The following is a 22,774-nucleotide window of genomic DNA, read 5'->3' as shown; positions in this document are numbered from 1 at the left end:
AACTGACATGGACCGTCTGACACGCATTTTGGCCGCACTGACCCGCTGGGGTCTGGGCCTGTGCGCGTTGGCTTTGGTGATGATGGCGCTTTACGTCAGCCTCGGTCGCGAGCTGGCGCCGCTGGTGGCCGAATATCGGGCCGAAGTCGAAACCAAAGCCAGCGCAGCCCTGGGCATGCCGCTGCATATCGGTGAGCTGGAAGGCAACTGGAGTGGCTTCGCGCCGATTCTGCTGGCTCACGACGTGATGGTCGGCGAGGGCGCCAATGCCCTGCGTCTGGATCAGGTGCGCGCGGTGCCGGACCTCTGGGCCAGCCTGGCGGCCCGTGAACTGCGCATCGCTCATCTGGAACTCAACGGTCTGAAGATCAGCCTCAAGGAAGGCGAGGACGGTCATTGGGCGCTGGAAGGCTTGCCGGTGCAGCAGGATCAGCCGCTGGATCCGGAACAACTGCTCAATCGCATGCAGATGGTCCAGCAGTTGTCGGTGCTCGACAGCCAAGTGACCTTGCAGCCACTGGATCACCCGCCGCTGACCTTGACCTACGTTGGCCTGAATCTGAAAACCGGCGTCTCCCGGCAGCGACTCGACGCACGGCTGACCCTGCCCGACGGCCAGCCGGTCGCCATGAGCGTGCGCACCCGCATTAGCGCCAGTCAGTGGCAGGACGGTGCAGCGGATGCGTACCTGAGCCTGCCGCAAAGCGACTGGTCGAAATGGCTGCCCGAGCGTGTGACCCAGCAATGGAATTTTTCCGAGATCAAGGCCGGTGGCGAACTCTGGGTCAACTGGGATAAGGGCGCTCTGCAAAGCGCCGCGATCCGCTTGAACGCGCCGCAACTCAAGGGCGCCTACGCCGAGCGCAAGCCGATCCAGATCAACAACCTGGCGCTCAACAGTTATTTCCAGCGCAGTGCCGAAGGCTTTCTGGTGACGGTGGACTCGCTGTCCATGAACTTCGGTGAGACCCGCTGGGAGTCGCACCTGCAACTCAAACAGAGCCTGGCCACCGACACGACCGAAGAGCTCTGGCATCTGCAAGCCGACCGCCTCGACCTCACCCCGCTGACTCCGCTGCTGAATGCCTTGGGGCCATTGCCCGAAGGCCTCGCCACCGCCGTCGAGCGGCTCAAGGTGACGGGTGGTTTGCGTAACGTGCTGGTCGACATCCGGCCCAACGCCACCGACGACAGCAAGGTCAGTTTTGCCGCCAACCTCGACCGGGTCGGCTTTGATGCCTATCACGGTGCCCCGGCAGCACGGAATGTCAGCGGCAGCATCAGCGGTGATCTGGGTCACGGCGAACTGCGCATGGACAGCAAGGATTTTTCCCTGCACCTGGACCCGATTTTCGCCAAGCCATGGCAATACATTCAGGCCAACGCCCGTTTGACCTGGAAGCTCGACAAAGAAGGTTTCACCCTGATCGCGCCGTACCTGAAGGTGCTGGGCGAAGAGGGCAAGATTGCCGGCGACTTCCTGATCCGCCTGCATTTCGATCACACCCAGGAAGACTACATGGACCTGCGGGTCGGCCTGGTGGAGGGCGATGGCAAGTACACCGCCAAGTACCTGCCCGAAGTGCTCAGCCCGGCGCTGGACGAATGGTTGCGTACGGCGATTCTCAAGGGCGCGGTGGACCAGGGCTTCTTCCAGTATCAAGGCTCGCTGAACCATGGCGCCGCCGACACCGCGCGCAGCATCAGCCTGTTCTTCAAAGTGCACGATGCCGAGCTGGCGTTCCAGCCGGGTTGGCCGCATGTCAGCAAGGTCACTGGCGACGTGTTCATCGAAGACAGTGGCGTGCGGATTCTGGCCAGCAAAGGTCAGTTGCTCGACACACAAGTCAGCGATATTTACGTCAACATTCCCCATGCGCCCGCCGGGCAAAACCCTCACCTGTTGCTCGATGGCGCTTTCGCTGGCGGGTTGGGCGATGGCCTGAAAATTCTCCAGGAAGCGCCGATCGGCACCGCCGCCACCTTCGCCGGATGGGAAGGCGAGGGCGAGCTGAAGGGCAAGCTGAAACTGGATATTCCGCTGGCCAAAGGCGAACAGCCGAATATCCTCGTCGACTTCAAGACAGCCAAGGCGCGCTTGAAACTGGCCGAGCCAGTCCTTGAACTGACTCAGTTGAAGGGCGATTTCCGCTTTGACAGCACCAAAGGCTTGAGTGGGCAGAACATCACCGCTCGTGCCTTTGACAAACCCGTCACCGCACAGATTTTCGCCGATGGCAGTCCAGGCGACATCAAGACGCGCGTCACTGCTTCCGGCCAGGTCGAGGTCAAAAAGCTGACTGACTGGCTGAGTGTCACGCAGCCGTTGCCGGTCTCTGGTTTGATCCTGTATCAGTTGCAACTGAACCTGGATGGCGCAGACAGCCAGTTGATGGTCAATTCCAGCCTCAAAGGCGTGGCCGTCGATTTGCCGGCGCCGTTCGGCATGGCGGCCGATGTGGGGCGCGACACGACGTTCCGCATGACCCTGCAAGGGCCGGAACGGCGTTACTGGGTCAAGTACGGCGAATTGGCCAGCTTCACGTTTGCAGCGCCGGCCGGCAGTTTTGCCGACGGTCGCGGTGAACTGTTCCTCGGTGGTGGCGATGCCGTATTGCCAGGCGGCAAAGGCCTGCGGGTGCGCGGCGTGCTGTCGGAGCTGGATGTCGGCCCGTGGAAGGATCTGGTGGACAAGTATGCCGGCCAGGATCCGGGCGGCAGCGCCAAGCAGTTGCTCAGCGGCGCGGATTTCAAGGTTGGCAAGCTCAGTGGCATCGGTACCACGCTTGATCAGGCCTCGGTGCAGTTGAACCGAAAGCCGAGTGCATGGGCCCTGCAACTCGACAGCCAACAGGTCAAGGGCACCGCCGGTATCCCCGATGCGAAAGGCGCACCGATTGCGATCAATCTGCAATACGTGCGTTTGCCGGCACCGGACCCAACGGTTTTGGCCGATGAAAATTCGCCGGATCCATTGGCCTCCGTGGATCCGACGAAGATCCCGGCGCTGGATATCACCATCAATCAACTGTTCCAGGGGCAGGATCTGGTAGGGGGCTGGTCGCTGAAAGTGCGTCCGACCGCCAAAGGCATCGCGCTCAATACGTTGGATCTGGGCCTCAAGGGCCTTCTGTTGCAGGGCAGCGGCGGTTGGGAAGGCGTGCCTGGTGCTTCCACCAGTTGGTACAAGGGCCGGGTCAGCGGCAAGAATCTGGCGGATGTGCTGAAAGGCTGGGGCTTTGCGCCCAGTGTCACCAGCGAAGAGTTTCATATGGATGTCGACGGTCGCTGGCCCGGTTCACCGGCCTGGCTGGCCACCAAGCGTTTCTCCGGGACGCTTGATGCGTCGTTGAATAAAGGCCAGTTCGTGGAGGTCGAGGGTGGCGCTCAGGCGTTGCGGGTGTTTGGCCTGCTCAACTTCAACTCCATCGGCCGGCGCTTGCGGCTGGACTTCTCCGATCTGTTTGGCAAAGGCTTGAGTTACGACCGGGTCAAAGGCCTGCTGGTCGGGACCAACGGCGTTTACGTGACCCGTGAGCCGATTCTGCTGACCGGTCCGTCGAGCAATGTCGAGCTCAATGGCACGCTGGACCTGGTGGGTGATCAGATCGATGCGAAACTGCTGGTGACCTTGCCGGTTACCAACAACTTGCCGATTGCCGCGCTGATTGTCGGTGCACCGGCCATCGGTGGAGCGCTGTTCCTGATAGACAAGCTGATCGGTGACCGCGTGGCACGTTTCGCCAGCGTGAAATACACCGTCAAAGGCCCGTGGAAAGAGCCGAAAATCACCTTCGACAAACCTTTTTGAAAAGCCACTCCCCAAGCCTATGGAGTAGCATGGCCCTAGGCTCTAATGCTCCGACGCTAATCTCTGTAGGAGCGAGCGATGCGGCGACCCGACTTGCCCGCGAACCGACCCACCGAGGTGTGTCAGGAACGACGCTTTCGCGGGCAAGTCGGATCGCCGCATCGCTCGCTCCTACGGGGTATCTATTGATTTCCAGGTAAAGGGAAGGCCATGTCTGTAGCGGTGATTCAAATGGTCAGCCAGAGCGACGTGCTGGCCAATCTGGCCCAGGCCCGTCGGCTGCTCGAACAAGCGGCCGTCGGGGGCGCAAAGCTTGCCGTGCTGCCGGAAAACTTCGCCGCCATGGGCCGACGCGACATCGCTGACATCGGCCGCGCCGAGGCGTTGGGCGAAGGTCCGATCCTGCCCTGGTTGAAACAGACCGCCCGCGACCTCAAGTTATGGATTGTGGCCGGCACATTGCCGTTGCCGCCGGCGGATCAGCCGACGGCGAAAGTGCATGCCTGCTCGCTGCTGGTCAATGATCAGGGCGAAACGGTGGCACGCTACGACAAGCTGCATTTGTTCGACGTGGACGTGGCGGACAACCGTGGGCGTTATCGTGAGTCCGATGACTATGCTTATGGCAGTGGCGTGGTGGTCGCGGACACGCCCGTCGGTCGAGTGGGCCTGACGGTCTGTTACGACCTGCGCTTCCCGGAGCTGTACAGCGAATTACGCGCTGCCGGGGCGGAGTTGATTACCGCGCCGTCGGCCTTTACTGCGGTGACCGGTGCGGCGCATTGGGATGTACTGATTCGCGCGCGGGCCATTGAGACCCAGTGTTATGTGCTCGCGGCTGCCCAGGGTGGAACGCATCCGGGGCCGCGAGAAACCTGGGGGCATGCCGCAATTGTCGACCCGTGGGGTCGAGTGCTGGCGCAACAGGATCAAGGCGAGGCCGTGCTGCTGGCCGAACGCGATAGCAGCGAACAGGCGTCCATCCGGGCGCGGATGCCGGTGTCCAGTCACCGGCGCTTTTTCTCGCAGGGCGCCCGGCGACCTGCCTCAGAACGATGAATTTAAGGCGTAAAGCATATGAGCGAGTTGTTGTCCTCAGTCAGTGAACACCTCCTGGCGCCCGGCGGCGTTACCATCGAAAGCCTGCAAGGTGTGCTCGGCGATCTGGCCGGCCCGGGCATCGATGCCGCCGACCTGTATTTCCAGGGGCAGATTTCCGAGTCCTGGGCCCTGGAAGACGGCATCGTCAAGGAAGGCAGTTTCAACCTTGACCAGGGCGTTGGCGTGCGCGCGCAATCGGGTGAGAAAACCGGCTTTGCCTACAGCAATGCCATTACCCTCGAAGCCCTTGGCGCTGCGGCCCGTGCTGCGCGCTCGATCTCCCGGGCCGGGCAGAACGGCACGGTGCAGGCCTTCACCACTCAGGACGTCGCCCAGTTGTACGGGCCCGACAATCCGCTGGAAGTGATGACCCGCGCCGAGAAAGTCGAACTGCTCAAACGCATCGACGTCGCCACCCGCGCTCTCGACCCGCGTATCCAGCAAGTGACCGTGAGCATGGCCGGCGTCTGGGAGCGCATTCTGGTGGCCTCCACCGACGGCAGCCTGGCGGCGGATGTGCGGCCGCTGGTGCGCTTCAACGTCAGCGTCATCGTCGAGCAGAACGGTCGTCGCGAGCGCGGCGGCCATGGCGGCGGCGGGCGTACCGATTACCGTTATTTCCTCAGCGACGACCGCGCCATGGGCTACGCCCGTGAAGCGTTGCGTCAGGCGCTGGTCAATCTTGAAGCCATTCCGGCGCCGGCCGGTACGTTGCCGGTGGTGTTGGGTTCGGGCTGGTCCGGCGTGTTGCTGCACGAAGCGGTCGGTCACGGTCTGGAAGGCGATTTCAACCGCAAGGGCAGCTCCGCTTACAGTGGTCGTATGGGCGAGATGGTTGCGTCCAAGCTCTGCACCATCGTCGATGACGGCACGCTGGCCGGTCGTCGCGGTTCGTTGAGCGTCGACGATGAAGGCACCCCGACCGAATGCACCACGCTGATCGAAAACGGCGTACTCAAAGGCTACATGCAGGACAAGCTCAACGCGCGCCTGATGGGCGTCGCCCGCACCGGCAACGGTCGCCGTGAGTCCTACGCGCACCTGCCAATGCCACGCATGACCAATACCTACATGCTGGCGGGCGAAAGCGATCCGGCGGAAATCATCGCGTCAGTGAAGCGCGGCATCTACTGCGCCAACCTGGGTGGCGGTCAGGTGGACATCACCAGCGGCAAGTTCGTGTTCTCCACCAGCGAGGCGTACCTGATCGAAGACGGCAAGATTACGGCGCCGGTCAAAGGCGCAACGTTGATCGGCAACGGGCCTGAAGCGATGAGCAAGGTGTCGATGGTCGGTAATGACCTGGCGCTGGACAGCGGCGTGGGCACGTGCGGCAAGGATGGGCAGTCGGTGCCGGTGGGTGTCGGCCAGCCAACGCTGAAAATCGATGCGATCACTGTGGGTGGTACAGGATCGTAAGGGATGGAGCTTCGGGTGAGCCGCGTGGCGACTCACCCAAGAAGAGATTCAGCGCAGACCGCGTTGAGTCTCGTCCAGCTCACGGATGTACTTGAAGATTTTACGGCTCGATGCCGGTGGCTTGTTGGTCGCCAGTTCGTGCTGGGCCTGACGGATCAGGGAGCGCAACTGCTGACGATCAGCCTCCGGGTAGTCGAACACGAACTTCTCCAGGACTGCATCGTCGCCCGCGATCAAGCGATCGCGCCAGCGTTCCAGGCCATGGAAACGTTCGTTGTACTGCCGGGTGGAGGCATCGAGTTGATCGAGCAAAGTCAGAATGGCGTCAGTGTCCTGATCGCGCATCAGTTTGCCGATGAACATAAGGTGCCGTTTACGCGCGATATTCGCGGTGTGCTTGGGCGCATCGCCCAGAGCCCGGCGCAGAGCGTCGGTCAACGGGAGTTTTGCCAGCAAGTCAGGCTTGAGCGTTGTAAGGCGTTCGCCGAGGTCAACCAGAGCATGCAGCTCGCGTTTAACCTGGGATTTGCTTTTTTCTCCCGTATCGAGGGAGTCGTCGTAAGAATCAACCATGGTGGCCGTCCGCAAAGAAACGCCGCCATGATAACCAGTCGGGGGCCGCTTGTCCGGCCCGGTCGCTCGAAGGCCTTTACCGAAAGCAGAATTTGAGTGGAGAACAGCATGAGTGCAGTTGAAAGCGTCGGCCCACAAGCGTTGCCGGCACTGCAAGAACAAGTCGAGCAGATCATCGCTGAAGCCAAGCGTCAGGGCGCCAGTGCCTGTGAAGTGGCGGTGTCCCTGGAGCAGGGCCTGTCCACATCGGTGCGTCAGCGCGAGGTCGAAACCGTCGAATTCAACCGCGATCAGGGCTTTGGCATCACCTTGTACGTCGGGCAGCGCAAGGGCTCGGCCAGCACGTCGGCCAGCGGTCCTGAAGCGATTCGTGAAACCGTCGCTGCGGCGTTGGCCATCGCTAAACACACCTCCGAAGACGAAGCTGCCGGCCTGGCGGATGCCGCGCTGATGGCCAAGGATCTGCAGGATTTCGACCTGTTCCATCAGTGGGACATCACACCGGAACAAGCCATCGAGATGGCCCTGAGCTGTGAAGCTGCGGCATTTGCCACCGACAGCCGGATCAAGAACGCCGACGGCACCACCCTCAGCACGCATCAGGGCTGCCGCGTTTACGGCAACAGCCACGGTTTTATCGGCGGCTATGCATCGACTCGTCATAGCTTGAGCTGCGTCATGATCGCCGAAGCCGACGGCCAGATGCAGCGTGATTACTGGTACGACGTCAATCGCCAGGGCAACTTGCTGGCCGACCCGGCGAGCATCGGCCAGCGTGCCGCGCAGCGGGCGGCGAGCCGACTGGGCGCGCGTCCGGTGCCGACCTGTGAAGTACCGGTATTGTTTTCCGCTGAGCTGGCCGGTGGCTTGTTCGGCAGTTTCCTTTCGGCGATTTCCGGCGGCAGTCTGTATCGCAAATCGTCGTTCCTTGAAGGCACGCTGGGTCAGAAGTTGTTCCCGGAATGGCTGACCATCGATGAGCGTCCGCATTTGATGCGCGCGATGGGCAGTTCGGCGTTTGACGGCGATGGCCTGGCGACCTACGCCAAACCGTTCGTCGAAAAAGGCGAGTTGGTGTCCTACATCCTCGGCACCTATTCCGGTCGCAAACTCGGCATGCCGAGCACGGCCAACGCCGGCGGCGTGCACAACCTGTTCGTCACCCATGGCGATGAAGATCAGGCGGCGTTGCTGCGCCGCATGGGCCGTGGCTTGCTGGTCACCGAGCTGATGGGCCAGGGCCTGAACATGGTCACGGGCGATTACTCCCGTGGCGCGGCGGGTTACTGGGTCGAGAATGGCGAAATCCAGTTCGCCGTCCAGGAAGTGACCATCGCCGGCAACATGCGCGACATGTTCAAGCAGATCGTTGCGGTGGGTAACGACCTGGAATTGCGCAGCAACATTCGCACAGGTTCGGTGCTGATCGAGCGGATGACAGTCGCAGGCAGCTAACTCGCGACCGTTACACAAAAGGTGCGCCACCCATCGGGTGGCGCGCCTTTTTTTGTGCCCGCATAACACACCTGTAGGAGCCGGCTTGCTGGCGATTGCGGTCAATCAGTCGACATCGATGTTGAATGCCAGATCGCAATCGCCAGCAAGCCGGCTCCTACAAGGGACCATGCTCGGGCTTGTGTTGGTTCTCATTATCATCTAATAATAAATCTCATTACCGAATGAGCCCCGGATCATGAGTTCTGCCTTGCACGAGCAGCCTTACCTCGAAAGCTGGCGCTGGATGAGTCGCCAGATCCGTTGCGGGATGGACCCTGACGAGCCGCGCCTGATCGACCACTACCTGGCCGAAGGCCGGTATCTGGCGTGTTGCACGGCGACTTCACCCTGGACCATCGCTGAAACCTCTTTCCGTTTATTGCTCGACACCGCTGCCGACGTCGCGCTGCCCTGGCACTGGCGAACCTATTGCCTGGACCAGGCATGGCGCCCGCTACGCGAACTCGAACGCCTCTCTCTGTGCAAGTGCCGCCTCAAGCGCTGGCAAAGCTACACCTGGCAACTGGCGACCTGCGAGTTGCAGCCTTCGATTCCTCTCATAGAACTGGTGCAAGGATTTTCTGATGACCAAGACACGTATTGAGCGCGACAGCATGGGCGAGCTTCAGGTCCCGGTGGATGCCCTCTACGGCGCACAGACCCAGCGTGCGGTGAACAACTTCCCGATCAGCGGCAAGCCGATGCCCGTGCAGTTCATTCGCGCGCTGATCCTGGCCAAGGCCGCCGCCGCCCGCGCCAACGTCGAACTCAAGCAGATCAGCGAATCCCAGGGCAATGCCATCGTCGAAGCGGCGTTGGGTTTGCTCAAGGACGACTTCATGCAGCACTTCCCGGTGGATATCTTCCAGACCGGTTCCGGCACCAGTTCCAACATGAACGCCAACGAAGTGATTGCCACGCTGGCGAGCCGACTGCTTGGCGAGCCGGTGAACCCCAACGATCACGTCAATTGCGGGCAGAGCAGCAACGACATCATCCCGACCACCATCCACGTCAGCGCTGCGCTGGCATTGCATGAGCAATTGCTGCCGGCATTGGTGCGCTTGGTGCAGGTGATCGAGCAAAAGGCTGAAGAGGTTCACCACCACGTCAAAACCGGTCGCACTCACTTGATGGATGCGATGCCGGTGCGCATGAGCCAGGTGCTCAACGGTTGGGCGCAACAGCTCAAAGCCAACATCGGCCATCTGCAGGATCTGCTGCCGAGCCTGCAATCTCTGGCTCAGGGTGGCACGGCGGTGGGCACCGGTATCAATGCGCACCCTGAATTTGCCGGGCTTTTCAGCCAGCAGTTGAGCAAGTTGACTCAGGTGCAATTCACGCCGGGCACCGATCTGTTTGCACTGATCGGCTCTCAGGACACCGCCGTTGCGGTCTCCGGGCAGCTGAAAACCACCGCTGTCTCGCTGATGAAAATCGCCAACGACCTGCGCTGGATGAACTCCGGCCCGCTGGCCGGCCTTGGTGAAATTGAACTCGAAGCCTTGCAGCCGGGCTCGTCGATCATGCCCGGCAAGGTCAACCCGGTGATCCCGGAAGCCACCGCGATGGTCGCCGCTCAGGTGATCGGCAATGACACGGTAATCACCATCGCCGGGCAGTCGGGCAATTTCGAGCTGAACGTGATGCTGCCGATCATCGCCCAGAACCTGCTGAGCAGCATCGAATTGCTGGCCAACTCCAGCCACCTCTTGGGTGAAAAGGCTATCGCCAGTTTCAAGGTCAACGAAGCCAGGCTCAAGGAAGCGCTGTCGCGCAACCCGATTCTGGTCACGGCACTCAACCCGATCATTGGTTACCAAAAAGCTGCGGAGATCGCCAAGAAGGCTTATCAGCAAGGCCGGCCGGTGATCGATGTCGCTCTGGAGCACACCGAACTGTCGCGCAGCCAACTGGAAGAGTTGCTCAATCCGGAAAAGCTCACCGCAGGCGGCGTGTAATCACCGCAACCGCTTTGGAGGCTCTCCATGGAGCACTGGAAACGCACGATCGAAAGGGCAAACCGTTGTTTCATGCTGGGCGAATACGTCGATGCCCGCGAGGCTTACTTGCAGGCATTGGCCCTGGCCCAGGTGTTGTTCGAGCGCTGGGCGGATGCCGACGAAGCGGTGGCGGCCTGCGTCATTTCCCATCACAACCTCGCGGACCTGCATTTGCGTCTGAACCAGCCGGAGGAGAGCGCCGAATACCTGTGCGCCATCCACCAGCGCTTGTTGAAGACCATGCAGGACCCGCGACTGGCGCCGGCATTGCGTGAAGCCGCACTGCGTCAGAGCAGCAAAACCTACGTCGAACTGCTGAATTTCATCAGCGAGCATGGCGAATACCCACGCACTCATCGTTTGCTGCATGTCGATGCCGCGTCGCCCCCTGCGCCTCTACATCATGGAGTCCACTGAAATGGCTTTTAGCTTGCCTGCCTTGCCGTACGCCTACGATGCCCTGGAACCGCACATCGATGCGCAGACCATGGAAATCCACTACACCAAGCATCACCAGACTTACATCAACAACCTCAACGCGGCTGTCGAAGGCACCGAGTTCGCCGAGTGGCCGGTGGAAAAACTGGTGGCAGCAGTCCAGCAACTGCCGGAAAAGCTCCGCGCAGCGGTGATCAATCAGGGCGGCGGTCATGCCAACCACTCGCTGTTCTGGGAAGTGATGGTGCCCAACGGCGGCGGTCAACCGGACGGTGAACTGGCCAAGGCCATCGAAGACCAGTTGGGCGGCCTCGACCGTTTCAAGGAGGCCTTCACCAAAGCCGCGCTGACCCGTTTCGGCAGTGGCTGGGCCTGGCTGAGTGTGACGCCGCAAAAGACGCTGGTCGTTGAAAGCAGCGGCAACCAGGACAGTCCCTTGATGAACGGCAATACGCCGATTCTGGGGCTGGATGTCTGGGAACATGCCTATTACCTGCAGTATCAAAACCGCCGGCCGGAATACATCAACGCTTTTTACAACGTGATCAATTGGCCCGAAGTCGCTGCGCGCTATCAGGCTGCACTGGTTTAAGTCTTCTATAAAAACAATCCTGGGCGGGCTATGGGCACTGAAACACTGGCGATCGGAAGTGGACGAATGTTTCGTTACGCGTTTGGGTCGCTGTTACTACTGGCGGGCATGAGCCTGTTGGTTGCGCATGGGCTCGCGTGGCTGGATCTTGAGCCGAAACTGCTGCGTGCGTTGCAGGGCGGGGCCATTTGCGCCTTGGGCACGGCCTTGGGCGCGGTGCCGGTGCTGGTGATTCGACGCATGCCCCAGGCGGTCAGCGATACGCTGCTCGGCTTCGGTGCCGGGGTGATGCTCGCGGCGACGGCGTTTTCGCTGATCGTGCCAGGTATTGCCGCCGCTGAAAGCCTGGGGCTGACACCTTGGGTGGCCAGCGGTCTGATCAGTTTCGGCATCATGCTTGGCGCGTTCGGGCTGTATCTGGTGGATCGAAAGGTTTCCGGCGCTTCACCGGAAATGCTCGTCGGCACGCTGGAGCGGCCGGTCATTGCGCCACGGATCTGGTTGTTCGTGTTTGCCATTATTGCCCACAACATTCCCGAAGGCATGGCGGTCGGTGTCTCGGCGGGGGGCGGCATGCCCGACGCCGACAGCCTGGCCATGGGCATCGCCTTGCAGGATGTGCCGGAAGGATTGGTCATTGCGTTGGTGTTGGCCGGGGCAGGGATGTCGCGGGTCAAGGCGTTCCTGATCGGGGCGGCATCAGGCTTGGTCGAGCCGGTCTTCGCACTGTTGTGCGCCTGGCTGGTGAGCCTGGCCGAATTGCTGTTGCCGTTGGGCCTGGCGCTCGCGGCCGGGGCCATGTTGCTGGTCGTCACGCACGAAGTCATTCCCGAGTCGCGACGCCATGGTCACGACAAGCTGGCCAGCCTTGGGCTGCTGATCGGGTTTTGTTTGATGATGGTGATGGATACAGCGCTCGCCTAGGCGAGCGTTATTCGCCTTCGTCGAAGTAGCGGTTGATCAAGTCTGTCAGCGCATCCAGCGCTCTTTGCTCGTCTTCGCCTTCGGTGCTGATGTAGATTTTGGTGCCTTTGCCCGCAGCGAGCATCATCATTGCCATGATGCTTTTGCCGTCGACCGTTGATTCCGGCGTTCGTCCGACTCTGATCGTGCAGTCTTTGAACTCGCCGGCGACACCAACGAATTTGGCGGAAGCACGGGCATGCAGACCCAGCTTGTTGATGATTTCGATTTCCAGAGCAGGCATCGCGATGTGAATCCTTTAGCTGAGGTCGCGGTGGCGGACCTGGACGTTCTTCAGGGTTTTTTGCAGGGCCTGACCCAGACGTTCGGTCAGATAGACGGAGCGGTGATGCCCGCCGGTGCAGCCGATGGCAATGGTGACATAAGCGCGGTTGCTGGCGGCAAAGCGCGGCAGCCATTTGAGCAGGTACGTGGAAATGTCCTGGAACATCTCTTCGACGTCCGGCTGGGCGGCCAGGTACGTGGCAACCGGTTCATCAAGCCCGGACTGATCGCGTAGCTCGGGCTTCCAATAGGGGTTCGGCAGGCAGCGCACGTCGAACACCAGATCGGCGTCCACCGGCATGCCGCGCTTGAATCCGAACGACTCCACCAAAAACGCAGTACCGGGTTCCGGCTGGTTCAGCAGGCGCAACTTGATGGTATCGCGCAACTGATACAGGTTCAGGTTGGTGGTGATGACCTTGAGATCGGCGAGGTCGGCAATCGGCCCGAGCAGGCTGGTTTCGTCGTTGATCGCCTCGGCCAGCGAGCGGTTGGCGCTGCTCAGCGGGTGACGACGGCGAGTTTCCGAAAAACGCTTCAGCAAGGTTTCTTCGTCGGCGTCCAGGTACAGGACGTCGCACTGGATATGCCGGCTGCGAACTTCTTCGAGCAGTTCCGGAAACCGGCTCAGGTGGCTCGGCAGGTTGCGCGCATCAATAGAGACGGCAACCAGCGGCTGTGGCAGTTCGGTGTGGACCAGCGCGCGTTCGGCCAGTTCCGGCAACAACCCGGCGGGCAGGTTGTCGATGCAGTAATAGCCGTTGTCCTCGAGAACATCGAGCGCGGTACTTTTACCTGAGCCGGAACGGCCACTGACGATGATCAAGCGCATGATTAGTGCCCGTTTTGCTCGTCCAGGACAACCTGATACAAGGCTTCATTGCTCGGGGCGCTACGCAGGCGATCGCGGACTTCCTTGCGATCGAGCATGCTGGCGATCTGGCGGAGCAATTCAAGGTGCGCATCGGTAGCGGCTTCGGGGACCAGCAAGACGAACAGCAGGTCAACCGGAGCACCGTCGATGGCGTCGAAATCGATGGGGGCGTCCAGGTGCATCAAGGCGCTGATAGGCGAGGTGCAACCTTTCAGCCGGCAGTGAGGGATAGCGATGCCGTTGCCAAAACCGGTCGAGCCGAGTTTTTCACGGGCAATCAACGCCTCGAAGACATCTTGCATCTCCAGATCCGGCACTTCCCGGGCGATCAGGTTGGCAATTTGCTCGAGGGCTTTCTTTTTGCTGCCGCCCGGCACGTTCACGAGGGAACGGCCGGGGGTCAGGATGCTTTCAAGTCGGATCATGGGTTGGGAGTGTTAACGACCGGTCGCGCCCTGGAGGAGGCTCTGGGTCTTTTCCTTATGCTTTTTGAGTTGTTTATCCAGCTTGTCGGTCAATGCGTCGATCGCCGCGTACATATCGGTATGTTCCGCGTTGGCGACCACTTCATTGCCGGGAATATGCAGCGTGGCTTCGATTTTCTGCTTCAGCTTTTCGACCGTCATCGTGACCTGCACGTTGGTGATCTTGTCGAAATGCCTCTCTAACCGTTCGAGTTTTTCGCCGATGTAGGTGCGAAGAGGTTCGGTCACTTCCAGTTGGTGTCCACTGATGTTGACTTGCATACAGCTTCTCCTTCGTTGCCAGTGCATAAAGCGGTAGACCAGATGATCTACCACTGGAACGCTGTGGCGTGGCTCTACATCAACCGCTTGCGTTCGCTCGAAGGCGCGATCCCGAGGGATTCGCGGTACTTGGCGACGGTGCGGCGAGCCACCTGAATGCCTTGTGCCTCCAGTAAACCAGCGATCTTGCTGTCACTCAACGGCTTTTTCTGATTTTCCGCGGCAACCAGTTTTTTGATGATCGCGCGGATCGCCGTGGACGAGCATTCACCGCCTTCGGAGGTGCTGACGTGGCTGGAGAAAAAGTATTTCAGCTCATATATGCCCCGGGGGGTATGCATGAATTTTTGTGTGGTTACGCGGGAAATCGTCGACTCGTGCATGCCCACCGCTTCGGCGATGTCATGCAGCACCAGCGGTTTCATCGCTTCGTCGCCGTATTCCAGAAAACCACGCTGATGCTCGACGATCTGGGTGGCAACTTTCATCAGGGTTTCGTTGCGGCTTTGCAGGCTCTTGATGAACCAGCGGGCCTCTTGCAACTGATTGCGCATGAAGGTGTTGTCGGCACTGGTGTCGGCGCGGCGCACAAAACCGGCGTATTGGGCGTTGACCCGCAGCCGTGGCACCGATTCCTGGTTCAGCTCGACCAGCCAGCGCTCGTTGTCCTTGCGCACGATCACGTCGGGGACGACGTACTCGGCTTCGCTGGATTCGATCTGCGAGCCAGGGCGCGGGTTGAGGCTCTGAACCAGTTCGATCACCTGGCGCAGTTCATCTTCCTTGAGCTTCATGCGGCGCATCAGCTGGCTGTAGTCGCGGCTGCCGAGCAGGTCGATGTAATCGGTGACCAGGCGCTTGGCCTCGGCCAGCCAAGGTGTCTTGGCAGGGAGTTGGCGCAATTGCAGCAGCAGGCATTCACCCAGGTTGCGGGCGCCGATGCCGGCGGGTTCGAATTGCTGGATGCGATGCAGGACGGCTTCGATCTCGTCCAGTTCGATGTCGAGTTCCGGATCGAAGGCTTCGAGGATTTCCTCGAGGGTTTCGTCCAGGTAACCCTGATTGTTGATGCAGTCGATCAGGGTCACGGCGATCAGGCGATCGGTGTCGGACATCGGCGCCAGGTTCAGTTGCCACAACAGGTGGCTTTGCAGGCTCTCACCGGCTGATGTACGGGTGGTGAAATCCCACTCGTCGTCATCGTTGCTCGGCAGGCTGCTGGCGCTGGTCTGGTAGACGTCTTCCCAGGCGGTGTCTACGGGCAGTTCGTTGGGAATGCGCTCGTTCCAGTCACCTTCCTCGAGGTTGTCCACCGTCGGGGCGGTTTCCTGATAGGAGGGTTCTGAAACGTCGGCGTTGGGTTGCTGTTCGGCTTTGTCGGCCAAGGGGTCGGCGTTATCGAAGTCGTCGCCTTCTTCCTGGCGTTCGAGCATCGGATTGGACTCCAGGGCCTCCTGGATTTCCTGTTGCAGGTCCAGGGTCGACAATTGGAGCAGGCGGATGGCCTGTTGCAGCTGCGGTGTCATCGTCAGCTGCTGGCCCATTCTCAAGACTAGCGATGGTTTCATGGCAGGGGCTAAACACCTTATTCGCCGGCGCACATGCGCCATCCACTACAGGGCGCCGAAGCGCCAAACATAAGCAAATTATATGCCCGAAACCGTAGCGTTTGCCTAGAGCGCTGTAACAATAAAAAAGTATTGATTTTTTATCGAGACAAGCGCTCGGGCAGCCAGCCAGACACCTTAGTGCTTACAGGCGGAACTCATGGCCCAGATAGACTTCTTTCACGAGGTCGTTGGCCAGGATGGTGGCCGAATCACCTTCGGCGATCAGTTGGCCATCGTTGACGATGTAGGCGGTTTCGCAGATATCCAGCGTCTCACGGACGTTGTGGTCGGTGATCAGCACGCCAATGCCCTTGGCCTTGAGGTGGTAGATGATCTGTTTGATGTCGCCCACCGAAATCGGGTCCACGCCGGCGAACGGTTCGTCGAGGAGGATGAATTTCGGGTTGGTGGCCAGTGCCCGGGCGATTTCCACGCGGCGGCGCTCGCCACCGGACAGGCTCATGCCGAGGCTGTCGCGGATGTGGCTGATGTGGAATTCCTGCAGCAGGCTTTCCAGTTCCTTGCGGCGATCGGCCTTGTCGAGTTCCTTGCGGGTCTCGAGGATCGCCATGATGTTGTCGGCGACCGAGAGTTTGCGGAAGATCGACGCTTCTTGCGGAAGATAGCCGATACCTGCCTTTGCACGACCGTGCATCGGCTGGTGGCTGACGTCCAGATCATCGATCAGTACGCGACCCTGATCGGCCTGAACCAGGCCGACAATCATGTAGAAGCAGGTGGTTTTACCGGCGCCGTTAGGGCCAAGCAGGCCGACGATCTGACCGCTGTCGATGGACAGGCTGACGTCGCGCACGACCTGACGGCTCTTGTAGCTCTTGGCCAAATGCTGAGCTTTCAGAGTTGCCATTACGGGGCCTTTTGCTCGTCGGTTTTCTTTTTCGGCTGGATAACCATGTCGATACGCGGACGCGACTCGGTCACGTTGGTGCCCGTGGCACGGCCTGCGCTGGCAAGCTTTTTGTTGGTGTCGTAGACGATTTTCTCGCCTTGGGTGACGTTACCGTCCTTATCGACAACTTTGGCGCGATCGATCAGCACGACGCGGTCTTGCGAGGCGTGGTACTGGATGGTGACGCCCCAGCCCTGAACCGGCTTGGTGTCGCCCGCCGTTTGCAGTTGTTCGAAATAGGCAAGGTTGCCCACCGAAGTCACCACGTCGATGTCGCCCGCAGGGGTGCGGGTCATGGTCACAGTATTGCCTTTAACGATCATCGAACCTTGGGTGATGATCACGTCACCTTTATAGGTGGCAATACCGTTCTTGTCGTCCAGTTGGGCGTCGTCGGCCTGGATGCGGATCGGCTGCTGTTGATCGTTCGGCAGAGCCCAGGCGCTCACGCTTCCCAGTGCTGCGCTCAGACCGAGCAAAATAGGGAGAGTTTTAACGAGCCTCATACTGTCCTCTTACGTTCGATAGCAGGTGTATCCTGCTTTCTTTCAAATACGCTTTCATTCCCTTGCCAGTCGATACACCGCCAGCGCCGTCGATTCTAACGGGTTGCTCGGTCTGCGCATATTGCTGTTGCGGGAACACGGTCATACGGGTGGTAGTAATCAGGGTCTTGCGGTTTTTCTCGTCGAAACGCGTGATGCGCACCGAGTCGATCAGTTCGACCTGGGTGCCGTCCGGGTTGACCTCGCCGTGTTCGCTCTGGACGTGCCAAGGGAACTGGGTGCCGCGGAACAGGTTCAGGTCCGGGTTGGTCAGCAGCGTCACTTCGGTCGCCTTCAGGTGTTCAACCTTGTCGGACGTCATTTCGTATTGCAGTTTGCCATCCGGCAGGAACTGGACGCTGTGCGCGTTGATCGCGTAGTAGTCGATTTCGCTTTCATCGACCTTTGCCACAGGCTTGTCGAGGAAGCGCTCCGGGCTGATGTTCCAGTAGCCGACCGCAGCAAATATCGCTGCGATGCAACCGAACATCAGGATGTTGCGAAATTTCTTGCTCAGCATAGTTGGCTCACAGGTACGCGGCGTTGGCCGCATCGAGGCGGCCCTGGGCGCGCAGGATCAATTCGCAGAATTCGCGAGCGGCACCCTCGCCACCACGGGCCTGGGTGATGCCGTGGGCGTGTTCACGCACGAAGCTGGCGGCATTGGCCACCGCCATGCCCAGGCCAACGCGGCGGATCACCGGCAGGTCTGGCAGGTCGTCGCCGAGGTAGGCGACTTGTTCATAGCTTAGATTGAGCTGTGCGAGAAGCTCGTCAAGCACCACCAGTTTATCTTCACGGCCCTGATAAAGGTGGGGAATACCGAGGTTCTTCGCCCGTCGCTCGACCACCGGGGTCTTGCGGCCGCTGATGATAGCCGTCTGCACGCCCGCTGCCATCAACATCTTGATGCCCTGGCCGTCGAGAGTATTGAATGTCTTGAATTCGCTGCCGTCTTCAAGGAAGTACAGGCGTCCGTCAGTCAGGACGCCGTCGACGTCGAATACCGCCAGTTTGATCTGTTTGCCGCGTTGCAGCAGGTCCGTGCTCATTACATTACTCCCGCACGCAGCAAATCGTGCATGTTCAAGGCGCCGACCGGGCGGTCTTCGCTATCGACCACGACCAGCGCGTTGATTTTATGGTCTTCCATGATTTTCAGGGCCTCGGCCGCGAGCATCTCGGCGCGGGCGGTCTTGCCGTGAGCGGTCATGACCTGGTCGATCGTCGCGCTGTGGATGTCGATGCTGCGATCCAGGGTGCGGCGCAAATCGCCGTCGGTGAAGATCCCGGCGAGTTTGCCGTCGGCTTCCAGGATCACGGTCATGCCCAGACCCTTGCGGGTCATTTCCATCAGCGCGTCCTTGAGCAAGGTGCCGCGCTGGACTTGCGGCAGCTCCTGCCCGGCGTGCATGACGTTTTCCACTTTCAACAGCAGGCGTCGGCCCAGTGCGCCACCCGGGTGGGAAAAGGCGAAGTCTTCAGCAGTAAAGCCGCGGGCTTCCAGCAGCGCAACGGCCAGGGCGTCGCCCATGACCAGCGCCGCGGTGGTCGACGATGTCGGTGCCAGGTTCAGCGGGCAGGCTTCATGCTCGACGTGCACGTTGAGGTTGACCTCGGCGGCCTTGGCCAGCGGTGAGTCGGGGTTGCCGGTCACGCTGATCAGTTTGATGCCCAGGCGCTTGATCAGCGGCAGCAGGGTCACGATTTCGTTGGTGGAGCCGGAGTTCGACAGGGCCAGGATGATGTCGTCGCGGGTGATCATGCCCATGTCGCCGTGACTGGCTTCGGCCGGGTGCACGAAAAACGCCGTGGTGCCGGTGCTGGCCAGGGTGGCCGCGATCTTGTTGCCGATGTGCCCTGATTTGCCCATGCCGACCACGACTACGCGGCCTTTGCTGGCCAGAATCATCTCGCAAGCGCGTACGAAATCTGCGTCGATGTGGGGCAGCAAGCCTTCTACGGCTTCCAGTTCGAGGCGGATGGTGCGTTGTGCTGATTGAATCAGGTCGCTGGATTGGCTCATGTCAGAAATCGTATAGCCTGATGAAAAGGCGGCGATTATAGCGGTAATGATCGAAACCCTCACGCAAGTTCGTCGCGCTTTGTCATTCCCTGTTACCGAAACCCTCCGAGTGAAAGCTTTTTGCCTGTCATGTTGCTGAACATGGCCCGGCTTGGCGCTTGGGCGCTTGGCCTTTGCAGTGATATAGTTCGCCGCCAGTTCGGCCTGCCCGGGAGGTATGTGCTTTCGTCAGAAAGTCAGGCGTCCGAGTGAGAGGCTGCATCGCAAGGAGTTTAGATGAGTGCCGATAACGCCTACGCGGTCGAGCTGAAGGGACTGACCTTCAAGCGCGGTTCGCGCAGCATTTTCAATAACGTCGATATCCGTATTCCACGCGGCAAGGTCACCGGCATCATGGGGCCTTCCGGGTGTGGCAAGACCACATTGCTGCGTTTGATGGGCGCACAGCTGCGTCCCACCAAGGGCGAAGTCTGGGTCAACGGTCAAAACCTGCCGAAGCTGTCGCGCAGCGATTTGTTCGACGCGCGCAAGCACATGGGTGTGCTGTTCCAGAGCGGCGCACTGTTTACCGATCTCGATGTGTTCGAGAACGTCGCCTTTCCGCTTCGCGTTCATACCGAGCTTCCGGAAGAAATGATCCGGGACATCGTCCTGCTCAAATTACAGGCCGTGGGCCTGCGTGGCGCCATCGACCTGATGCCCGAGGAACTGTCCGGCGGCATGAAGCGTCGTGTGGCGCTGGCCCGGGCAATTGCTCTCGATCCGCAGATTCTCATGTATGACGAACCCTTCGTCGGTCAGGACCCGATCGCCATGGGCGTCCTGGTGCGCCTGATCCGCCTGCTCAACGACGCGCTGGGCATCACCAGCATCGTGGTCTCCCACGATCTGGCCGAGACGGCGAGCATCGCCGACTACATCTATGTGGTCGGCGAAGGCCAGGTGTTGGGGCAGGGCACGCCCGAGGAGCTGATGAACTCGCAGGAGCCGCGAATTCGCCAATTCATGACCGGCGAACCCGACGGCCCGGTGGCGTACCACTTTCCAGCGACGGATTACCGCGCAGATCTTCTGGGGAAGCGTTGATGCGCAAGATTTCACTATTGGAGCGCGTGCGCCGGTTCGGCCACTCCGGCATCGATGTGCTGGCAGTGTTCGGTCGTTCGACGATCTTCCTGTTTCATGCCTTGCTCGGCCGTGGCGGTATCGGCGGCGGGTTCGGGCTGCTGATCAAGCAATTGCATTCGGTGGGCGTAATGTCCCTGGTGATCATCGTGGTCTCCGGGGTGTTCATCGGCATGGTGCTGGCACTGCAGGGGTTCAACATCCTGTCCAGCTATGGTTCGGAGCAGGCGGTCGGGCAGATGGTTGCGCTGACGTTGCTGCGTGAACTGGGCCCCGTGGTCACGGCGTTGTTGTTCGCCGGGCGCGCCGGTTCGGCCCTGACGGCTGAAATCGGCAACATGAAGTCCACCGAGCAGTTGTCCAGTCTGGAAATGATTGGTGTCGACCCGCTCAAGTACATCATTGCCCCGCGCCTGTGGGCCGGCTTCATTTCCCTGCCGGTGCTGGCGATGATTTTCAGCGTGGTGGGTATCTGGGGCGGTTCGTGGGTGGCCGTCGACTGGCTGGGTGTCTATGAAGGTTCCTACTGGTCGAACATGCAAAACAGCGTGACCTTTGCCGACGATGTGCTGAACGGCATCATCAAAAGCATTGTCTTCGCTTTTGTCGTGACCTGGATCGCCGTATTCCAAGGCTATGACTGCGAGCCCACATCCGAGGGGATCAGTCGTGCCACTACCAAGACCGTTGTATACGCCTCGTTGGCGGTACTCGGCCTGGACTTTATTCTGACCGCCTTGATGTTTGGAGATTTCTGATGCAAAACCGCACCCTGGAAATCGGTGTCGGCCTTTTCTTGCTGGCTGGCATCCTGGCTTTGCTGTTGCTGGCGTTGCGGGTGAGTGGCCTGTCCCCGAGCGCAACCAACGATACTTATAAACTTTATGCGTATTTCGACAATATCGCCGGTTTGACGGTCAGAGCTAAAGTGACCATGGCCGGTGTGACCATCGGCAAGGTCACGGCGATCGATCTGGACCGCGACAGTTTCACCGGTCGAGTGACGATGCAGCTGGAAAAGCGCGTAGATAACCTGCCGAATGACTCCACTGCATCTATCCTGACTGCTGGCCTGTTGGGCGAGAAGTACATCGGTATCAGCGTGGGCGGCGAAGAAGCCCTGCTCAAGGATGGTGGAACCATCCATGACACCCAGTCGTCGCTGGTGCTCGAGGACCTGATCGGTAAATTCCTGCTCAATACCGTTAGCAAAGACGCCAAATGAGGAGCTTTTGAATGATCTCTACCTTGCGACGTGGCCTGTTGGTATTACTCGCGGCCCTGCCGTTGATGGCTAACGCCGTGGCGGCGCCTTCCGCGCACGAACTGGTGCAAGACACCACGACCCGGTTGCTGGCGGATCTGTCGGCCAACAAAGAGAAATACAAGCAGGACCCGCAGGACTTTTACACGGCGCTGAACACCATCGTCGGGCCTGTGGTGGATGCCGAGGGCATCTCCAAGAGCATCATGACGGTCAAATATTCGCGCAAGGCCACGCCGGCGCAAATGAAGACCTTTGAAGAAAACTTCAAGAAAGGCCTGTTCCAGTTCTATGGCAACGCCTTGCTCGAGTACAACAACCAGGGCATCGTCGTCGACCCTGCCAAGGATGAGTCGGGAGACCGCACCAGCGTTGGCATGACGGTCAAAGGCAGCAACGGCGCGATCTATCCTGTGTCCTACACGCTCGAGAAGATCAACGGCGAGTGGAAGCTGCGTAACGTGATCATCAACGGCATCAATATTGGCAAGCTGTTCCGCGACCAATTCGCCGATGCGATGCAGCGCAATGGCAACGACCTGGACAAGACCATCAATGGTTGGGCCGGTGAAGTCGCCAAGGCCAAGGAAGCCAGCCAGAAGCAATCCACCGAGCAGCAGACCCAATGAGTGTATCGGCCATTCGCATGAATGAATCCGGTGAGCTGATGCTTAGCGGCATGCTGGACTACCTCACTGGCCCGGGCCTGCGCAAGCAGGGCCAGGCGCTGATCAAGGCCAGCAAGGCCCCAGCACTAGTGGTGGACTGTTCGGCGGTGTTGAAATCCAGCAGCGTCGGCTTGTCGTTACTGCTGTGTTTCATGCGGGATGCGCACGAGGCCGGCAAGACGCTGAGCATCCGCGCGATGCCCGAAGACATGCGCGAAATCGCTCAGGTCAGCGAAATGACCGAGCTGTTGGCGCATCCCTAACCGCATCGACAGAGAAGCCCCCCGTCAGAGTCCTGCTTCGCGGGGTTCGCAGGCGCGGGGC

25 protein-coding genes are annotated in these 22,774 nt (G+C 60.2%); 14 read left to right on the top strand and 11 right to left on the bottom strand.

Annotated features, from left to right (window positions below; genetic code table 11):
• The first annotated feature begins 7 nt into the window (after window positions 1-7).
• From ACM6IO_RS28470 to tldD, 3 genes are all read left to right on the top strand, one after another.
• The gene (locus ACM6IO_RS28470) at window positions 8-3,811 is read left to right on the top strand and encodes a YhdP family protein (protein ID WP_414912645.1); all 3,804 of its coding nucleotides are present in this window, start codon (window positions 8-10) and stop codon (window positions 3,809-3,811) included.
• A 210-nt stretch (window positions 3,812-4,021) separates the two neighbouring features.
• On the top strand, window positions 4,022-4,870 hold the full coding sequence (locus tag ACM6IO_RS28465; protein ID WP_414912644.1) for a carbon-nitrogen hydrolase family protein: 849 nt from the start codon (window positions 4,022-4,024) through the stop codon (window positions 4,868-4,870).
• An 18-nt stretch (window positions 4,871-4,888) separates the two neighbouring features.
• On the top strand, window positions 4,889-6,331 hold the full coding sequence (gene tldD / locus ACM6IO_RS28460) for a metalloprotease TldD (protein ID WP_008037402.1): 1,443 nt from the start codon (window positions 4,889-4,891) through the stop codon (window positions 6,329-6,331).
• A 48-nt stretch (window positions 6,332-6,379) separates the two neighbouring features.
• On the opposite strand, the gene yjgA is transcribed toward tldD, so the two are convergent.
• A complete protein-coding gene (gene yjgA / locus ACM6IO_RS28455; protein ID WP_192227729.1) occupies window positions 6,380-6,904 on the bottom strand; it encodes a ribosome biogenesis factor YjgA in 525 nt (174 codons plus the stop codon).
• A gap of 108 nt (window positions 6,905-7,012) precedes the next feature.
• Between yjgA and pmbA the strand changes: the two genes are divergently transcribed.
• The 6 genes from pmbA (at window position 7,013) to ACM6IO_RS28425 (ending at window position 12,358) form a co-directional block, all read left to right on the top strand.
• A complete protein-coding gene (gene pmbA, locus ACM6IO_RS28450; RefSeq protein WP_008026894.1) occupies window positions 7,013-8,359 on the top strand; it encodes a metalloprotease PmbA in 1,347 nt (448 codons plus the stop codon).
• Window positions 8,360-8,597: 238 nt separating this feature from the next.
• Window positions 8,598-9,005, top strand: a complete 408-nt coding sequence (locus ACM6IO_RS28445) for a hypothetical protein (RefSeq protein ID WP_008026896.1) — start codon at window positions 8,598-8,600, stop codon at window positions 9,003-9,005.
• Window positions 8,986-10,362 carry a class II fumarate hydratase gene (locus tag ACM6IO_RS28440; protein ID WP_192227730.1) on the top strand — a complete coding sequence of 459 codons (1,377 nt, stop codon included), beginning with the start codon at window positions 8,986-8,988 and terminating at the stop codon, window positions 10,360-10,362. Before ACM6IO_RS28445 ends, ACM6IO_RS28440 begins: the two co-directional genes overlap by 20 nt.
• 27 nt (window positions 10,363-10,389) lie before the next feature.
• A complete protein-coding gene (locus ACM6IO_RS28435) occupies window positions 10,390-10,821 on the top strand; it encodes a hypothetical protein (protein WP_008026901.1) in 432 nt (143 codons plus the stop codon).
• A gap of 1 nt (window position 10,822) precedes the next feature.
• Window positions 10,823-11,434 carry a superoxide dismutase gene (locus tag ACM6IO_RS28430; protein WP_008026904.1) on the top strand — a complete coding sequence of 204 codons (612 nt, stop codon included), beginning with the start codon at window positions 10,823-10,825 and terminating at the stop codon, window positions 11,432-11,434.
• Between the two features lie 30 nt (window positions 11,435-11,464).
• A complete protein-coding gene (locus ACM6IO_RS28425) occupies window positions 11,465-12,358 on the top strand; it encodes a ZIP family metal transporter (RefSeq protein ID WP_414912643.1) in 894 nt (297 codons plus the stop codon).
• 7 nt (window positions 12,359-12,365) lie between these two features.
• Here the strand turns inward: ACM6IO_RS28425 and ACM6IO_RS28420 are convergent, their stop codons facing one another.
• From ACM6IO_RS28420 to ACM6IO_RS28375, 10 genes are all read right to left on the bottom strand, one after another.
• On the bottom strand, window positions 12,366-12,641 hold the full coding sequence (locus ACM6IO_RS28420; RefSeq protein WP_008037392.1) for an HPr family phosphocarrier protein: 276 nt from the start codon (window positions 12,639-12,641) through the stop codon (window positions 12,366-12,368).
• Window positions 12,642-12,656: 15 nt separating this feature from the next.
• A complete protein-coding gene (gene rapZ / locus ACM6IO_RS28415) occupies window positions 12,657-13,514 on the bottom strand; it encodes an RNase adapter RapZ (protein WP_008037390.1) in 858 nt (285 codons plus the stop codon).
• Window positions 13,515-13,516: 2 nt separating this feature from the next.
• Window positions 13,517-13,981, bottom strand: coding sequence for a PTS IIA-like nitrogen regulatory protein PtsN (gene ptsN, locus ACM6IO_RS28410; RefSeq protein WP_008026914.1), 465 nt, complete (start codon window positions 13,979-13,981; stop codon window positions 13,517-13,519).
• 12 nt (window positions 13,982-13,993) lie between these two features.
• Window positions 13,994-14,302 carry a ribosome hibernation-promoting factor, HPF/YfiA family gene (hpf, locus tag ACM6IO_RS28405; protein WP_007941242.1) on the bottom strand — a complete coding sequence of 103 codons (309 nt, stop codon included), beginning with the start codon at window positions 14,300-14,302 and terminating at the stop codon, window positions 13,994-13,996.
• Window positions 14,303-14,376: 74 nt separating this feature from the next.
• Window positions 14,377-15,870, bottom strand: a complete 1,494-nt coding sequence (locus ACM6IO_RS28400) for an RNA polymerase factor sigma-54 (protein ID WP_032828652.1) — start codon at window positions 15,868-15,870, stop codon at window positions 14,377-14,379.
• Window positions 15,871-16,054: 184 nt separating this feature from the next.
• Complete coding sequence (gene lptB, locus ACM6IO_RS28395; protein WP_008026918.1) at window positions 16,055-16,780, bottom strand: LPS export ABC transporter ATP-binding protein; 726 nt, start codon at window positions 16,778-16,780, stop codon at window positions 16,055-16,057.
• A complete protein-coding gene (gene lptA / locus ACM6IO_RS28390; RefSeq protein ID WP_008026920.1) occupies window positions 16,780-17,328 on the bottom strand; it encodes a lipopolysaccharide transport periplasmic protein LptA in 549 nt (182 codons plus the stop codon). Before lptA ends, lptB begins: the two co-directional genes overlap by 1 nt.
• Window positions 17,315-17,887 carry an LPS export ABC transporter periplasmic protein LptC gene (gene lptC / locus ACM6IO_RS28385; RefSeq protein WP_008026921.1) on the bottom strand — a complete coding sequence of 191 codons (573 nt, stop codon included), beginning with the start codon at window positions 17,885-17,887 and terminating at the stop codon, window positions 17,315-17,317. Before lptC ends, lptA begins: the two co-directional genes overlap by 14 nt.
• 7 nt (window positions 17,888-17,894) lie before the next feature.
• The gene (locus ACM6IO_RS28380) at window positions 17,895-18,419 is read right to left on the bottom strand and encodes a KdsC family phosphatase (protein ID WP_008037377.1); all 525 of its coding nucleotides are present in this window, start codon (window positions 18,417-18,419) and stop codon (window positions 17,895-17,897) included.
• On the bottom strand, window positions 18,419-19,393 hold the full coding sequence (locus tag ACM6IO_RS28375; protein WP_008026924.1) for a KpsF/GutQ family sugar-phosphate isomerase: 975 nt from the start codon (window positions 19,391-19,393) through the stop codon (window positions 18,419-18,421). Before ACM6IO_RS28375 ends, ACM6IO_RS28380 begins: the two co-directional genes overlap by 1 nt.
• 276 nt (window positions 19,394-19,669) lie before the next feature.
• Between ACM6IO_RS28375 and ACM6IO_RS28370 the strand changes: the two genes are divergently transcribed.
• Genes ACM6IO_RS28370 through ACM6IO_RS28350 form a run of 5 tightly spaced genes read left to right on the top strand, consistent with a single transcriptional unit; the run spans window position 19,670 to window position 22,713 of the window.
• Window positions 19,670-20,479, top strand: coding sequence for an ATP-binding cassette domain-containing protein (locus ACM6IO_RS28370; RefSeq protein WP_008026926.1), 810 nt, complete (start codon window positions 19,670-19,672; stop codon window positions 20,477-20,479).
• A complete protein-coding gene (gene mlaE / locus ACM6IO_RS28365) occupies window positions 20,479-21,276 on the top strand; it encodes a lipid asymmetry maintenance ABC transporter permease subunit MlaE (RefSeq protein WP_008026928.1) in 798 nt (265 codons plus the stop codon). The genes ACM6IO_RS28370 and mlaE overlap by 1 nt, the downstream gene beginning before the upstream one ends.
• Window positions 21,276-21,743, top strand: coding sequence for an outer membrane lipid asymmetry maintenance protein MlaD (mlaD, locus tag ACM6IO_RS28360; protein WP_008026930.1), 468 nt, complete (start codon window positions 21,276-21,278; stop codon window positions 21,741-21,743). The genes mlaE and mlaD overlap by 1 nt, the downstream gene beginning before the upstream one ends.
• Before the next feature lie 11 nt (window positions 21,744-21,754).
• Window positions 21,755-22,411, top strand: coding sequence for a phospholipid-binding protein MlaC (locus ACM6IO_RS28355; protein ID WP_192417373.1), 657 nt, complete (start codon window positions 21,755-21,757; stop codon window positions 22,409-22,411).
• On the top strand, window positions 22,408-22,713 hold the full coding sequence (locus tag ACM6IO_RS28350; RefSeq protein WP_192227733.1) for a lipid asymmetry maintenance protein MlaB: 306 nt from the start codon (window positions 22,408-22,410) through the stop codon (window positions 22,711-22,713). Before ACM6IO_RS28355 ends, ACM6IO_RS28350 begins: the two co-directional genes overlap by 4 nt.
• Window positions 22,714-22,774 lie beyond the last annotated feature (61 nt).

Source organism: Pseudomonas sp. IT-P44 (assembly GCF_949768225.1).
GTDB classification, from domain to species: Bacteria; Pseudomonadota; Gammaproteobacteria; order Pseudomonadales; family Pseudomonadaceae; genus Aquipseudomonas; species Aquipseudomonas migulae.
This window is presented reverse-complemented; position numbering and strand designations above follow the sequence as displayed.